Source organism: Streptomyces sp. 15-116A, assembly GCF_025290915.1.
Taxonomy (GTDB): domain Bacteria; phylum Actinomycetota; class Actinomycetes; order Streptomycetales; family Streptomycetaceae; genus Streptomyces.
Genome location: NZ_JAOCQE010000157.1, coordinates 1 through 14,958 on the forward strand (window position 1 = coordinate 1; position 14,958 = coordinate 14,958).

Consider the following 14,958-nt stretch of genomic DNA (forward strand, 5'->3'; position numbering starts at 1 on the left):
AGCCGGGCGGGCGGCGCGAAGAGCTCCCCCTGCGCCAGCTGGGCACCGGCCGCCAGCACCGTCGCGCACTGCCCCTCCGTCTCCACGCCCTCGACGGACAGCAGCGCCCCCAGCTGATCGCACAGCGTACGCATCGCCCGCACCGCGGCCGGCCGGGACAGCAACGACGCGTCCAGCTTGACCAGGTCGGGAGCGAGATCGACGAGCAGCCGCAGCGGCAGATCGCCGTCTCCGACACCGTCGGCGCAGATCCTGAAGCCCTGCCCGCGCAGCGCCGCCACCGCGTCCAGCAGCGCCTGTCGCGGCACATGCGTGTAGGGCGTGCCGATGTCGATCGTCACCTCCCACGGCAGGCGACCCGCCTCGCGCACCGCGTCATGCAGCGAGGGAAGCCCGCCGAGATCGGCCAGGGTGCCGGCGAACACGTTGACGTACAGCGGGAGCAGCGTCTCCTTGCGCACCGCCGCCCGGACCGCCGACACCGCCAGCCGCACGTCCAGTTCGGGTTGGCGGCGCGCCTCGGCCAGGACGTCGCCGCTCTCCGGACGGGCGAGTATCTCCAGACCGGCCACCCCACCGGTCGTCAGATTGATCACCGGTTGGAAGGCGAAGCGGAGATTGTCCGTCCAGGAGCGCACGGGAGCATGATGGCGCCGCCCGGGGCCGCCCGAGCCCAGTTCATGCGACGTTCACGCAGGATTCCCGAGCGATCACACAGCGTACGAACGGGGTGCCCGCGGGGCACGGCGATCATCCTCATCGCACGGCGATCACCGCCGATCCATGGCCGAACAGCCCCTGGTTGGCGCTGATCCCCACCCGGGCCCCGGCGACCTGCCGCGCACCGGCCGTGCCTCTCAACTGCCAGGTCAGTTCGCACACCTGGGCGATCGCCTGGGCCGGCACCGCCTCGCCGAACGACGCCAGACCGCCGCTGACGTTCACGGGTATGCGCCCGCCATGAGCCGTCGCGCCGTCCCGCAGCAGCTTGACCGCCTCGCCCTCCCCGCACAGCCCCAGGTCCTCGTACCACTGCAACTCCAGTGCCGTGGACAGGTCGTACACCTCGGCCAGCGACAGATCCTCCGGTCCGACTCCCGCCTCCTCGTAGGCGGCCCGCGCGATCGACTCCCGGAAGGTGCCTGCGGCAGGCTCCACCGCCGCCGCGGAGTCCGTGGCGATGTCCGGCAGGTCCAGCACCGTGGTGGGATAGCGCGGTGTCACCGTGGACACCGCCCGGATCCGCACCGGGTCCGCCGCGGAGTGCCGCCGCGCGAACTCCATGCCGGCCAGCACCAGCGCCGCCCCGCCATCCGAGGTCGCGCAGATGTCCAGCAGCCGCAGCGGGTCGGCGACCACCGGCGAGGCGGCGACCTCCCGCGCGGTGACGCGCTTGCGGTAGCGCGCGTACGGGTTCAGCGCGCCCATCGCCGCGTTCTTCACTTTGACCTGGGCGAAGTCCTCGAGCGTGTCGCCGTGGACGGCCATGCGCCGCCGCGCGTACAGCCCGAAATAGGCTGGGTTCGTGGCCCCGAGAATCCGGAAGCGCAACCAGTCGGGATCATCGGGCCGCTCACCGCCGGCCGGCCGGAAGAACCCCTTCGGAGCCGCGTCGGCGCCGACCACGAGCACCACCTCGGCGAGGCCCGCGAGGATCTGCGCCCGAGCGGTGGCGATCGCCTGCGCCCCGGACGCGCATGCCGCGTACACGCTCGTGACCCGGGCGCCCTGCCAGCCCAGAGCTCTGGCGAACGTCGCCCCGGCGACGTACCCCGGGTAGCCGCCACGCACCGTGTCCGCGCCGACGATCGCCCCGACGTCCCGCCAGTCGAGCGCCGCGTCGGCCAGCGCGGCGCGGGCCGCCGCCACGCCGTACTCCACGAACGGCCGCTGCTGTTTGCCCCATGGATGCAGCCCGGCGCCGAGCACCGCCACCTCTCCCGTCATGCCGTCACCCCCGTCGGCTTCCAGTTCCAGGTCGTCCAGGTCGTCTCCGCGTCCTCATGCAGGACGCCGGGCACGGCCTCGACCTCCATGCCCACCGTCAGATCGGCGACGGTGATCCCGGGAGCCGCCTGTCCCAGCACCACCATCCGCTCGGCCTCCAGCTCCACCGCGATCAACGCGCACGGCTCCCACGGAAGTTCCCGATCGGTCACATACGGTGACGGAGGGCGGTACCGGCAGTCCGTGTACGACCAGATCCGCCCCCGGCGCGACAAGGGAACCTCCGCCATGTCGCCACCCGCGCAGTGCGGATTCCGGCACGGGCCGTCCACGCGAGGAAAGAAGAACGAACCGCAGGCGGAACAACGGGTGCCGAGCAGCCGGAAACCCTGTTCACCGTCGCTGAACCACCCCTCGACCACCGGCCGACGGACTCCTGTCATCGTCCCTCCCGGAGACCAGACCTGACGATGCGTCAGAAGTGTGGCACGTGCGACCCGACAAGGGCAGGGTCCTTTCCCGGCCGGACCCGACCCTGATAGATGCAGGAGACATGACACGACGACTCTCCTCCGCGCTACGCGGACTGGTCACCGCTCTCGCCGCCCTGCTGGCCACGACGGCAGCCACCGCTCCGGCCCAGGCGCACACCGAGCCCAAGGCGCCGGAGGACTTCGTGGCGCTCAGCAGCATCGACCCCACGATCCTCCAGGAGATGCGCTACTTCACCCGCCACAACTTCGTCGGCGAGCGCATCGACGGCTACCGGCAGCCCCTGTGCATCCTCACTCGCCCCGCCGCCCAGGCTCTCCACAAGGCGCAGCGGCAGCTGCTGCGCCAGGGCTACTCCCTGAAGGTGTACGACTGCTATCGCCCCCAGCGCGCGGTGGACCACTTCGTACGCTGGGCCGAGGATCTCCAGGACCAGTCCATGAAGGCCGAGTTCTACCCGGACATCGACAAGACACGGCTGTTCGCCGACGGGTACATCGCGGAGAAGTCCGGCCACAGCCGCGGCTCCACCGTGGACCTCACCCTCGTGAAACTCCCCGCGCGGCCGACCCGCCCGTACCACCCCGGGGAACCGCTCACCCCCTGCTTCGCCCCCAAGGACGAGCGCTTCCCGGACAACTCCGTCGACATGGGCACCGGCTACGACTGCTTCGACACCCTCAGCCACACGCTCGACCCCCGCATCCAGGGCGAACAGCGCGCCAACCGGCTGCTGCTGAAGAGCACCCTGGAGAACCTCGGGTTCGTCAACCTCGCCGAGGAGTGGTGGCACTACACCTTCAAGCCGGAGGCCCACCCGGACACCTACTTCGACTTCCCGGTCTCCCGCAGATCGCTCACCGGTCACCACTGAGCCACCGGCCACCACTGAGCGGCCTGACTGAGCCGCCTGTCGGAGACGTCCGTTGCGTGATCGGATACAGTCCGCCGCGTGTCCGAATCCCGAACCTCCGTCCCCCATTCCGCGCCGGGCTCCCACTGCTCGAGCTGCGGCACGCCCTACGGAGAGGGCGTCTCCGGCTGGCCCCGCACCTGCCCCGCGTGCGGCACCGTCGCCTACCGCAACCCGCTGCCCGTCGCGGTGGCCCTGCAGCCCGTGTACGACACGCAGGGCACCGCCCTGGTCGTCATCACCCGGACCGTCGCTCCCGCACGCGGAGGCATGGCGCTGCCCGGCGGCTACATCGACGACCGCGAGGACTGGCGCCAGGGCGTCGTCCGGGAACTCAAGGAGGAGACGGGCATCGACGCGGCGGCCCGCGACGTCCGCCTGGTCGACGCCATGAGCTCGCCCGACGGCCACCTGCTCCTGTTCGGGCTCCTGCCGGAACGCCCGGCGGAGTCCCTCCCGCCGTCCGCCGCGACGGCCGAGACGGAGGGCTGGCACCTCCTGCGCCGCCCGCAGGAACTCGCCTTCCCGCTCCACACACTGGCCGTACGAGCCTGGTTCGAGGGCCGCTACATCTGACGCCCGCGGCAGCTGCCCGCAGCCTTGGCAGCAGCTGCCCGCCGGCCTCGGCGGCCGCTGCACGGAGCTGCGCGGCCGCGGACGGGGCGGCTCGCCTCAGCCCGGCCCGAGTCCGCGGACACGCACCGGGTGGGACGGCTCGCCGGCACCGTCGTCGCTCTCCCGCTCCACCACGAGCCGCGGGCCCGCCCACCGGACGGTGTACCGCTCGATCTCCGGCTCCGCCCACCCCTCGCCCGCGTCCGGCACGACGAGACCGCCCCCGGTCCGCCCCCGCGCGGGCGCCCACACCTCCAGCTCGAGCCCGCCGTCCTCCCCGCGCACGGGAAGCACGGCACCCGCGCGTGCGAACACCGGAATCCGCTCCAAGGGGGCATCCACCAGCACCTGCGCCGGTCCGTCGTAGGCCTGCCCCGTCACCGTGTCGTACCACCGCCCCCGCGGCAGCTGCACCGCGCGCCGGTCCGCCCCCGGATCCAGCACCGGCGCCACCAGCAGACAGTCGCCGAGCAGAAACGCGTCCTCGCACTCACGCAGCGCGCGCTCCTCGGGCGCCGACCACCACAGCGGCCGTACATAGGGCGCACCTGTGCGCCGGGCCAGATGCGCCAGCGTCATGAAGTACGGCAGCAGACGCCGCCGTTCGACGAGCGCCACGCGCGCGTGCTCCAGCACCTGAGGACCAAGCTCCCAGAGCTCCCTCCGCCCCGCCTGCGGGCTCGCACGCGTGCGGAACAGCGGCAGGTAGGCGCCCAGTTGCAGCCACCGCAGAAACAGCTCCGGGGACGGATCCCCGTCGAAGCCGCCGACATCCGGCCCCGAGTAGGGAACCCCGCACAGGCCCAGTCCCATGACCAGCGCCAGCGACGCCCGCAACCCCGGCCAGCCCGTCGCCACCTCGCCCGACCAGGCCCCGCCGTAGCGCTGCATACCGGCCCACCCGGAACGCGAGAAGGCGAACGGCCGCTCCTCGGGCGCAAGCCTCCGCAGACCCTCGTACGCCGCCTGCGACATGCACAGCCCGTACACGTTGTGCGCCTCACGATGATCCCCGCCCCGGCCCTCCAGAGCGTGCCGGGCCGAGCGGGGCAGCGTCGGCTCCCCGAAGGCCGAGAACGACGTCGGCTCGTTCCTGTCGTGCCAGAAACCCGCGAACCCCTGCGCCAGCCGCTCCGCGTACAGGCCGCCCCACCACTCCCGCACGCGCGCGTGCGTGAAGTCGGGGAAGACCGCCTCCCCGGGCCACGAGACCCCTTGCACGATCTCACCCGAGGCGTCCCGGACGAACGCGTCCTCGGCCGTCCCGGCGTCGAACACGGCGTTCCCGGGCACGGCACGCACCGCGGGATCGACGACCGACACCAGCCGGACCCCCTCCCGGCGCAGCTCGTCGGCGAGCTCCGGAAGCTTGGGGAACCGCTCCTGGTCGGCGCTGAACACCTGATGGGCGTCACAGTGGTCGAGGTCGAGATGGACCGCGTCGAGCGGCAGGCCGTGCTCCTGACAGCCGGCGACGAGCCGCCGGACCTCCTCCTCGCCGCCGGAGCCGCACCGCGCGTGATGATGGCCCAGCGCCCACGCGGGCGGCAGCGCGGGCGCACCGGTGAGCGAGGCCCAGGCGAACAGCACACGCCCGGGGGTGCCCTGCATCACCCAGCACCGCAGAGGCCCGCCGTCCATGCGCAGCTCGCTCGACCCCGCCCGGTCGTGTCCGGAGCCCGCCCCCTCCTCGCCCTCCCGCAGCGTCACCCTGCCGTCCCACGGGTTGTCGTGGAACACCAGATGCGTGCCCGCGTCGGCCACCACCAACTGCACCGGCATCGTGAGATACAGCGGATCGTCTCCGGGCCCGAAGGCCCGCCGGGAGCCGGTGTTCCACAGGCGGTAGGTGCCGTCCCGCAGCCGGGGCCCCGACGCACGGCCGCCCAGTCCGAAGAAGCGGGCGTCCGCCGCCACCTCCGACCGCTGCATCCAGCGCGCCGGACCTCCGCCGACCGGCTCCCACCAGCGCGGGGGGAGATCACGCCGCAGGGTCACGCCGCCGGGCGTGCGGACCTCCACGGCGCCGTGCCGGGACACCACGACCGTCACCCGCTCCGCCACCACACGCCAGCCGCCCTCCTTGTCCGGCTCCAGCACCGCCCTCGGATCCGCGTCCGGACAGCGTCCGGCCAGCGCGTACGACGGCTCGGGGCCCGCCCCGTCCCAGCCCCAGAAGACAGCCCCGTTGACGGTGACCAGTATCCGCAGCTCCGTGCGGCTGAACCGGAGGATGCCGCCGCCGGGCCCCGGCGTCACCTCCCGCACCACACCGGGCACCCGCGCCCGCTCCACCCCTCGCGGCGGCAGCCCGGTGGCATCGGCCCGCCGTCTGCGCCACGCTGCTCGTACGGTACGCAACCCCTGAGCCGCCCCCACCGAACCGACCGCTTTCATCGAACGCACCAGGTCACGACCGTCCATAATGCTCACCCTGCCACTGACCCCGCCCGGCGGACGTGGCGTTCAACTGCCGTTCACCCGTGATGGGACCACATCTTCACGACACGGACTATGTGGGGCGCACCCTGGTGCAGAAGTCGATCACATGGCATCGTCCCTGTCAGCCGCGTCACGCGCACACCCCAGCCCGTGCGCGGAGGACGCACACGACGCGCACAGTCCGGGAGCCGCACCATGTCGACCGTGAACCCCCAGCCGCTCTGGCAGCCCGATCCCGAACGTATCGCCCAGGCACAGGTCACGAAGTTCCAGGCCTGGGCCGCCGAGCACCACGGTGCCCCCGCCGAAGGAGGCTACGCGGCGCTGCACCGCTGGTCGGTGGACGAGCTGGAGACGTTCTGGAAAGCGGTCACCGAGTGGTTCGACGTGCGCTTCTCGTCCCCCTACGTGCGCGTGCTGGGCGACCGCACGATGCCGGGCGCCGAGTGGTTCCCCGGCGCGACACTCAACTACGCCGAGCACGCCCTCCGCGCCGGCGCCGCCCGCGCGGACGAACCGGCGCTCCTGTACGTCGACGAGACCCATGAGCCACGCCCCGTCACCTGGGCCGAGCTGCGCCGCCAGGTCGGCTCCCTGGCGGCCGAGCTGCGCGCCCTCGGCGTACGCCCCGGAGACCGCGTCAGCGGCTACCTCCCGAACATTCCGCAGGCCGTGGTCGCCCTGCTCGCGACGGCTGCGGTGGGCGGCGTGTGGACCTCCTGCGCCCCCGACTTCGGCGCCCGCAGCGTCCTCGACCGCTTCCAGCAGGTCGAACCCGTCGTGCTGTTCACCGTCGACGGATACCGCTACGGCGGCAAGGAACACGACCGCCGCGAGATCGTGGCCGAACTGCGCCGCGAACTGCCCACCCTGCGTGCCGTCGTCCACATCCCGCTGCTCGGCACCGACGCCCCCGACGGCGCCCTGGACTGGTCGGCACTCACCGCCGCGGACACCGAGCCGGCCTTCGAGCAGGTGCCGTTCGACCACCCGCTGTGGGTGCTCTACTCGTCCGGCACCACCGGACTGCCCAAGGCCATCGTCCAGTCTCAGGGCGGCATCCTGGTCGAGCACCTCAAGCAGCTCGGCCTGCACTGCGACCTCGGCCCGGACGACCGTTTCTTCTGGTACACCTCGACCGGCTGGATGATGTGGAACTTCCTCGTCTCCGGCCTCCTCACCGGCACGACGATCGTCCTGTACGACGGCAGCCCCGGCTACCCCGACACGGGTGCCCAGTGGCGGATCGCCGAACGCACCGGCGCCACGCTCTACGGCACCTCCGCCGCCTACGTCATGGCCTGCCGCAAGGCCGGAGTGCACCCTGGCCGGGACTTCGACCTGTCCGCCGTGCAGTGCGTGGCCACCACCGGCTCTCCCCTGCCGCCCGACGGCTTCCGCTGGCTCCACGACGAGGTCCGCGACGACCTGTGGATCGCCTCCGTCAGCGGCGGCACCGACGTGTGCTCCTGCTTCGCGGGCGCCGTCCCGACCCTCCCGGTCCACGTCGGCGAACTCCAGGCCGCCTGCCTGGGCACCGACCTGCAGTCCTGGGACCCCAGCGGCAAGCCCCTCACCGACGAGGTCGGCGAACTGGTGGTCACCAACCCCATGCCGTCCATGCCGATCCACTTCTGGAACGACCCCGACGGCAGCCGCTATCACAGCAGCTACTTCGACACCTATCCCGGCGTCTGGCGGCACGGCGACTGGATCACCATCACCTCCCGGGGCTCGGTCGTCATCCACGGCCGCTCCGACTCGACGCTCAACCGCCAGGGCGTCCGGATGGGGTCGGCCGACATCTACGAGGTCGTCGAGCGGCTCCCCGAGATCAAGGAGTCCCTCGTCATCGGCATCGAGCAGCCCGACGGCGGCTACTGGATGCCCCTCTTCGTCCACCTGTCACCGGGCGTCACGCTCGACGAGGCCCTCCTGAACCGCATCAAGGGGGCCATCCGCGAGCAGCTCTCACCGCGCCACGTTCCCGACGAGATCATCGAAGTGCCGGGCGTCCCGCACACGCTCACCGGCAAGCGCATCGAGGTCCCCGTCAAGCGCCTCCTCCAGGGCACACCCTTGGAGAAGGCCGTCAACCCCGGCTCCATCGACAATCTGGAGCTGCTCTCCTTCTACGAGGATCTGGCCCGCAAACGCGGCTGACGTCCCCGGATCGGGTGACCAGCCGCCACAGCGGCGTCAGCCCCCGTAGGTGGCCTCGGACTCGCCGAGCACGGCGGTGAAGTCCGAGGCCAGCCGCGCTGCGTCGGCCGGTTCCAGACCGGCGGTGGTGATGCGTACACCTGGTGCGGAAGTCAACCGGAACCGGGCCCCGGCGGCCACCCACCACCCATACGAACGCAGCCCGTTCACCACCGCCGACTCGTCCCGGACCGGCACCCACACGTTCATCCCGCTCGCCCCGTGCGCCTCGACACCCCGCTCACCGAGCTCCCGGAGCAACGCCTTACGGCGCACGGCATACGTCTCCCCGGCACGCGCCACCAACGCGCGCGTACCGCCGTCGGTGAGCAACTGGTGCACGGTCTCCTGGAGCAGATGACTGACCCAGCCCGAAGTCAGCAGCATCCGCCCGTCGTGCCGGGCCAGCGTCGTGGCGTCACACGCGGCCGCCGCCCAGCGCAGATCCGCGCCCAGGAACTTGCTCACGGTCCGCACATGCACCCACCGCGCCAGCCCGCCGGCGGCCAGCGTGCGCAGCGGCGCCTCGGCGACGGCGGAGGCGTGATCGTTCTCGACCACCAGCACGTCCGGAGAAGCCCGGAGCAGGTCGACGAGCTGGTCCCGCCGCGCCGCCGAGAAGCAGCCGCCGAACGGATTCTGCGCCCGCGGACTGCACACCACGGCCCGCACTCCGGCCCGCAACGCCTTGTCGAGCCCGTCGGGGCGCATGCCCTCGTCGTCCACGGCCACGGGAACGGCCCGCAGGCCCAACGCCGTCAGCAGATCCAGCAGATGGTGGTAGCCGGGGTCCTCCATGGCCACCGCGTCCCCGGGCCGCAGTTCCACGGACAGCAGCCGCCCGATCAGATCCAGCGCGCCGTGCGCGAACGTCACCTGCTCCACGGGGACACCCTCGGCCCCCATCCACTCCCGGACAGCCTCCTCGAGAGCCGCCAACCTCGGCGTCGAGCGGTGTGAGCGGACCGCCCGAGACTGCCCCGACACCGGCGGAAGCCCAGGCAGCAGACCCGGATCGGGGTGCCCGCCGGCCAGATCGCGCAGCCCTTGCGGCACCTTCGGCGGTCTGCGCGACGCCACGGCCGGAGCGGGTGCCACCACCGTTCCGCCGCGCCCGCGCGTGACCACGATCCCGCGCTGGCGCAGCTCCTTGTACGCCGTCGCCACCGTCCCCGGACTGACACCGAGCTCATCCGCCAGCCGCCGTACCGGAGGCAGCGTGGCGCCAGGCGCCAAAGCCCCCTCGGCCACGCCTCGTTCGACTGAAGAGGCAATTCCCTTGGCCGTGTCACCTGAGATCCCATATTGTGTTGCCACGTTGGTCATTATGTATCAATACATAAATCCCGGCAAGGGGGAGCGATGTATCCGGTGCGCCGCGCGATGACATGGTCGAAACACGTCCCCGGAGGACCCGACGGCCGCCGCATGGTCGCCATCGCCCTCGTCGACCGCATCGGCAGCGGTCTGTGGGCCTCCGTCTCCGTCCTCTACTTCACCTACGCCTCCCACCTCACCCTCGCCCAGGTCGGCACCCTGGTGGCCGCCGCCGCGGCCGTCGGCATCGCCGGCGCACCCCTCGCCGGACGCCTCGCCGACCGGCTGCCCCTCACCCGCCTGCTGACCGCGGTTCAGATCCTCCGCGCGGCGGCCTCCCTGGCCCTCCTCACCACCGACCACTACGCCCTGCTGCTCGTCTACTGCTCCGCGGGCAGCCTCGGCGACCGCGGCGGCAGTGTCCTGACCAAGCTCTACGCCGCTCGCATCGCCGGCCCCGACCGCGTGCGCTACCAGGCAGTGCAGCGCACTGTCGCCAACGCCGGCTGGGCCCTGGGCGGACTCGCCGCCGCGGCCGCTCTCGCCCTCGGTGACACCGCCGCCTACCAGTGGCTCCTCGCCGCCGACGGTCTCTCCTTCCTCCTCTGCGCCCTGCTCACCCTGCGCTGCGGCGAACCCCCGTCCCCGTCCCGCACCGTCGCCACCTCCAAGAACACGACCCACGGCACCCGCCCGGCCTCCCCGTGGCGCGACCGCACCTACCTCGCCTACGTCGCCACCGAGACCGTCCTGTTCCTGGACGACGCGGTCTTCAAAGTCGGCCTGCCCCTATGGCTCGTCCACGCCACAGACGCACCGCACGGCCTCGCGCCCCTGCTGATGGTGCTCAACAACGTCATGGTCGTGGCCCTCCAGGTTCCCCTGGCCCGATTCGGCGCCACCACAGCCTCAGCCCGCGCACTTCTCATACCGCTCTCGGCCCTGTTCGCCGCCGGCGGCCTCACCCTGGCCCTCTCCGCCACGGACGGCACCGTCACCGCCACCCTCTTCCTCGTCGCCTCGGCCACCGCCTTCACCCTCGCCGAGATCCTCCACGCCACCGTCTCCTGGGAACTCTCCGTAGCCCTCGCCCCGGAGACCGCACAGGGCAGCTACCTCGGAGTGCACGGCCTCGCCCAGGCCGCCCAGCGCAGCATCGGACCGCTCGCCGTCACCGCCGCCATCGCCACCGGCCCCCTCGGCTGGACCGTCTTCGGCTCCGTCATCGCCGTGACCTGCGTCTTCCAGCACCGCCTCGTCCGCGACCGCCTTACCCGGACGCCGTTGTCAGTGCCGCCGGTTACTGTGAGTGAGCATTGATCGACTGTGCATTGGGGGAAACATGACGCACACCGACCACCGGACCCTGCGACGCGTGCTGCACCGCGAAATCGCCGGCACCATCGGCCTGCTGACCGACGAGCACGACTTCCGCGCCATGCGGCGCTACCGCAGCTTCACCTTCCACGACCACACCACCTACCTCAAACACGTCGAAGCGGTCCTCAGGACCCGCGCCCGCCAAGGCAGCCACACCACCGTGGCCCTCTTCGACCCCGAGGAATACGCCGACTACTGCACGCGGACAGGGATCGACCCCGACAGCCAGGCCAGCCGCACACGCTTCACCGCCCAACTCGCCACCAGCGGCCCTACCGTCTCCTACGACGGCCGGCCGCTCGCCGACCTGCTGCCGACCCTCGTCGACGAGGCCATCCGCCAGGCGACCTGGGAGTACGCGACCACTCTCCTCGCCCGCCTCGGCGCCTGCACCTCGTGCGGCGAAGACCTCGGCCGAGCCGCCTTCGCCCGCGCCGCGCACCTCCTCACCCGCATCCTCGACACCGCCCCACCGGGCCACCGGCACCTCGTGTGCAGCGTCTCCGGCCCACCCGAAGCCCTGGTCGCCGTCCTTCACGCCGACGACATCGCCGACCGCCTGGAACTCGACGAGACCGAAGCCCTCGAATTCACCACGGTGCTGGCCGCCGGCCTCGCCACCGACAGCCCCGGCGGACTCGTCATGCGCACCAGCGCACCCGACACCCCCGACCGGATCTACGGCTGGCGCCTGCGCGCCTACGCCCTCGAGCCCCTCACCGCGGGAGAGGTCTTCGACGCCTACTGCACCGACGTCGAATCCGGAGACCTCATCTCGCCCGAATCCAACGTCGACTACTGCGCACCACCCGACCTGGGAGACCGCCCGGACACCGCGCACCATCACTGAACAACGGCAACCACTGGGCGCTCGGCGGTGGCGAACGACAAAGGGGCGCCCCACCTCAGGTGGAGCGCCCCTTGGAACCCACGAGCGCCGGACCGATCCCGCCGGCCGCCCAGCTACTCGCCCGACAGCACCGCCTGCGCCGCGCGACGGGCCTCGTCCGCGCTGTCGGCAGTGCGCGCCGCCGCAGCGGCCCGCTCACACTGCGCCAGCGTGAACTTCGCGAGTGTCGCCCGAACGTAAGGAATCGACGCGGCACCCATCGAGAGAGAGGTGACACCCAGACCGGTCAGCACACAAGCGAGCAGCGGGTCCGAGGCGGCCTCACCACAGACGCCGCAGCTCTTGCCCTCGGCCTTCGCCGCCTCCGCGGACAGCGCCACCAGGTCCAGCAGCGCGGGCTGCCAAGGATCCTGGAGCCGGGAGACCGCACCCACCTGCCGGTCGGCGGCGAACGTGTACTGCGCGAGGTCGTTCGTCCCGAGCGACAGGAACTCGACCTCCTGCAGGACCGAACGCGCCCGCAGCGCGGCCGACGGAATCTCGACCATCGCACCGAACTTCGCCTGCAGCCCGGCCTCACGGCATGCGTCCGCGAACGCCTTGGCGTCGGCGCGGTCCGCCACCATCGGGGCCATGACCTCGAGATAGACGGGCAGTCCCTCCGCCGCCTTCGCCAGAGCCGTCAGCTGGGTGCGCAGCACCTCGGGGTGGTCGAGCAGGGTCCGCAGCCCGCGCACGCCCAGCGCCGGGTTCGGCTCGTCGGCGGGCGTGAGGAAGTCCAGCGGCTTGTCCGCCCCCGCGTCCAGCACCCGCACCACCACACGGCCCTCGGGGAACGCCTCGAGCACCTGACGGTAGGCCGCGACCTGCTTCTCCTCGGAAGGAGCCTGCTTATTGTCGTCCAGGAAGAGGAACTCGGTACGGAAGAGACCGACGCCCTCGGCGCCCGCCTCCACAGCCGCCGCCACATCCGACGGACCACCGATGTTCGCCAGCAACGGCACCTTGTGACCGTCAGCCGTCGCGCCCGGACCCGTAGACGCCGCCAGAGCCGCCTTGCGCTCAGCAGCGGCAGCCTCGAGCTGCGCCTTCTTCTCCTCGCTCGGGTTGACGAAGATCTCGCCGGTACTGCCGTCGACGGCGATCATCGTGCCCTCGGCGAGCTCACCCGCACCGGGCAGCGCCACCACAGCGGGCACACCGAGCGCGCGCGCCAGGATCGCGCTGTGGCTGGTCGGCCCGCCCTCCTCGGTCACGAAACCGAGCACCAGAGTCGGATCCAGCAGCGCCGTGTCCGCGGGCGCCAGATCACGAGCCACCAGGACATACGGCTCGTCGCTGTCCGGGACACCCGGCATCGGCACCCCGAGCAGCCGGGCGACGATGCGATTCCGCACGTCGTCGAGGTCGGCCACCCGACCCGCCAGATACTCGCCGGCGCCCGCCAGCAGCTCGCGGTACGCGGCGAACGCGTCGTACACGGCCCGCTCGGCCGTGCTGCCGACGGCGATACGCCGGTCCACGTCGGCCATCAGCTCGGGGTCCTGGGCCATCATGGCCTGCGCCTCGAGCACGGCCTGGGCCTCGCCTCCCGCCAGATTGCCGCGCGCCATCAGGTCGGCAGCCACAGCCTCCACGGCCTTGCGAGCGCGCCCCTGTTCACGCTCCGCCTCCTCCGCGGGAATCTGCTTGGCCGGCGGCTCGAGCACCGCCGTTCCCATGTGCCGAACCTCGCCGATCGCCACACCGTGGCTCACGCCGACGCCTCGCAGCGTTGTCTCCATCTCACCCGTCTCCGATTGAGCGGCGGGCCCCGCCGCCGCGGTGGTTGTCGTACGTGCCGTCATGGACGGCAAGTGACGTCCCTTCGAGGCGTCACTTCCAGAGGAAGAGACTGTCGCCGGCCTTCACATCGCCGTCGTCACGCAGCTCGGAGAGGGCGTCCGCCGTGGCCTCCAGAGCCACGACCGGGCACACGGGGGACTTGCCGGCGGCTTCGACCGCGGCCGGGTCCCAGCGGACGATGCTCTGTCCGCGCTTCACCGTGTCGCCCTTGCTGACGAGCAGTTCGAAGCCCTCGCCGTTGAGCTGCACGGTGTCGATACCCAGGTGGGTGAGCACGCCGTGGCCGCTGCCGTCGACAACGACGAATGCGTGCGGGTGCAGAGAGACGATGACGCCGTCGACGGGGGAGACGGCCTCGGAGGGCTCCCGGACGGGGTCGATCGCGGTACCCGGGCCGACCATGGCGCCGGAGAAGACCGGATCAGGCACGGAAGCCAGTCCGATGGCCCGCCCTTCAAGAGGGGACGTCACGGTGGTCATGGGAAGCCTCCCAGGGGTGGAGATCTATAGGGACGCCGTCACTGCCTGTCCCGGACGGCGCACTGTTCAGCAGGGTATGTCATATGACGTACCGGTTCCGGGCCGCTGATCCCGGTTGTGGTCTAGACTAGAGGTCTAGACCACCCAGACTAATCGATTTGCACGGTCTCCGCGACCCCGTGTACAGTCGTACTCCTGCTTGGGGATGAAGAGCGCGAACTCGCGCCCTGGCCTCAGTGGCAAAACCAACTCGTCAGATCCTATCTGGGATCGCCTTCTGCATGCCCGCAGGACGGTGGTCAGAGAGACGGAAAAACGCTGATAGAGTTGGGAACACCGAAGGGAAGTGCCCGGAGGAAAGCCCGAGAGGGTGAGTACGAAGGAAGCGTCCGTTCCTTGAGAACTCAACAGCGTGCCAAAAGTCAACGCCAGATATGTTGATACCCCGACCTGATCGGTTCGATCGGGTTGAGGT

The 14,958-nt window shown here is 71.4% G+C and carries 12 protein-coding genes; 5 read left to right on the forward strand and 7 right to left on the reverse strand.

The window, feature by feature from the left end:
• From N4P33_RS22690 to N4P33_RS22700, 3 genes are all read right to left on the reverse strand, one after another.
• On the reverse strand, nt 1-638 hold a 638-nt coding region (locus N4P33_RS22690), incomplete at its 3' end, for an EAL domain-containing protein (protein WP_260828504.1).
• Nucleotides 639-756: 118 nt separating this feature from the next.
• The gene (locus tag N4P33_RS22695; protein ID WP_260828505.1) at nt 757-1,947 is read right to left on the reverse strand and encodes a lipid-transfer protein; all 1,191 of its coding nucleotides are present in this window, start codon (nt 1,945-1,947) and stop codon (nt 757-759) included.
• Nucleotides 1,944-2,369, reverse strand: a complete 426-nt coding sequence (locus N4P33_RS22700; protein WP_399029963.1) for a Zn-ribbon domain-containing OB-fold protein — start codon at nt 2,367-2,369, stop codon at nt 1,944-1,946. Before N4P33_RS22700 ends, N4P33_RS22695 begins: the two co-directional genes overlap by 4 nt.
• 131 nt (nt 2,370-2,500) lie before the next feature.
• Here N4P33_RS22700 and N4P33_RS22705 point away from each other — a divergent pair, with 131 nt between their 5' ends.
• Both N4P33_RS22705 and N4P33_RS22710 read left to right on the forward strand, forming a co-directional pair.
• Nucleotides 2,501-3,313: a M15 family metallopeptidase gene (locus N4P33_RS22705; RefSeq protein WP_260828507.1), complete on the forward strand. Its 813-nt coding sequence runs from the start codon at nt 2,501-2,503 to the stop codon at nt 3,311-3,313.
• A gap of 78 nt (nt 3,314-3,391) precedes the next feature.
• A complete protein-coding gene (locus N4P33_RS22710) occupies nt 3,392-3,928 on the forward strand; it encodes an NUDIX domain-containing protein (protein WP_260828508.1) in 537 nt (178 codons plus the stop codon).
• A 96-nt stretch (nt 3,929-4,024) separates the two neighbouring features.
• On the opposite strand, the gene N4P33_RS22715 is transcribed toward N4P33_RS22710, so the two are convergent.
• Entirely contained in the window at nt 4,025-6,391 is a 2,367-nt protein-coding gene (locus tag N4P33_RS22715; RefSeq protein WP_260828509.1) for a TIM-barrel domain-containing protein, read from the reverse strand.
• Nucleotides 6,392-6,604: 213 nt separating this feature from the next.
• On the opposite strand from N4P33_RS22715, the gene N4P33_RS22720 reads away from it, so the two are divergent.
• On the forward strand, nt 6,605-8,572 hold the full coding sequence (locus tag N4P33_RS22720; protein WP_260828510.1) for an acetoacetate--CoA ligase: 1,968 nt from the start codon (nt 6,605-6,607) through the stop codon (nt 8,570-8,572).
• A 36-nt stretch (nt 8,573-8,608) separates the two neighbouring features.
• Here N4P33_RS22720 and N4P33_RS22725 read toward each other — a convergent pair whose 3' ends face one another.
• A complete protein-coding gene (locus N4P33_RS22725) occupies nt 8,609-9,937 on the reverse strand; it encodes an aminotransferase class I/II-fold pyridoxal phosphate-dependent enzyme (protein ID WP_313904571.1) in 1,329 nt (442 codons plus the stop codon).
• Nucleotides 9,938-9,973: 36 nt separating this feature from the next.
• Between N4P33_RS22725 and N4P33_RS22735 the strand changes: the two genes are divergently transcribed.
• The gene (locus tag N4P33_RS22735; protein WP_313904572.1) at nt 9,974-11,248 is read left to right on the forward strand and encodes an MFS transporter; all 1,275 of its coding nucleotides are present in this window, start codon (nt 9,974-9,976) and stop codon (nt 11,246-11,248) included.
• Between the two features lie 22 nt (nt 11,249-11,270).
• Nucleotides 11,271-12,158 (forward strand): hypothetical protein, encoded by an 888-nt coding sequence (locus tag N4P33_RS22740; RefSeq protein ID WP_260828511.1) that lies wholly within the window; start codon nt 11,271-11,273, stop codon nt 12,156-12,158.
• Between the two features lie 113 nt (nt 12,159-12,271).
• Here N4P33_RS22740 and ptsP read toward each other — a convergent pair whose 3' ends face one another.
• Together ptsP and N4P33_RS22750 are read right to left on the reverse strand one after the other, a co-directional pair.
• Nucleotides 12,272-13,942: a phosphoenolpyruvate--protein phosphotransferase gene (ptsP, locus tag N4P33_RS22745; protein ID WP_260828512.1), complete on the reverse strand. Its 1,671-nt coding sequence runs from the start codon at nt 13,940-13,942 to the stop codon at nt 12,272-12,274.
• A gap of 91 nt (nt 13,943-14,033) precedes the next feature.
• On the reverse strand, nt 14,034-14,483 hold the full coding sequence (locus tag N4P33_RS22750) for a PTS glucose transporter subunit IIA (RefSeq protein WP_260828513.1): 450 nt from the start codon (nt 14,481-14,483) through the stop codon (nt 14,034-14,036).
• Nucleotides 14,484-14,958: the final 475 nt, after the last annotated feature.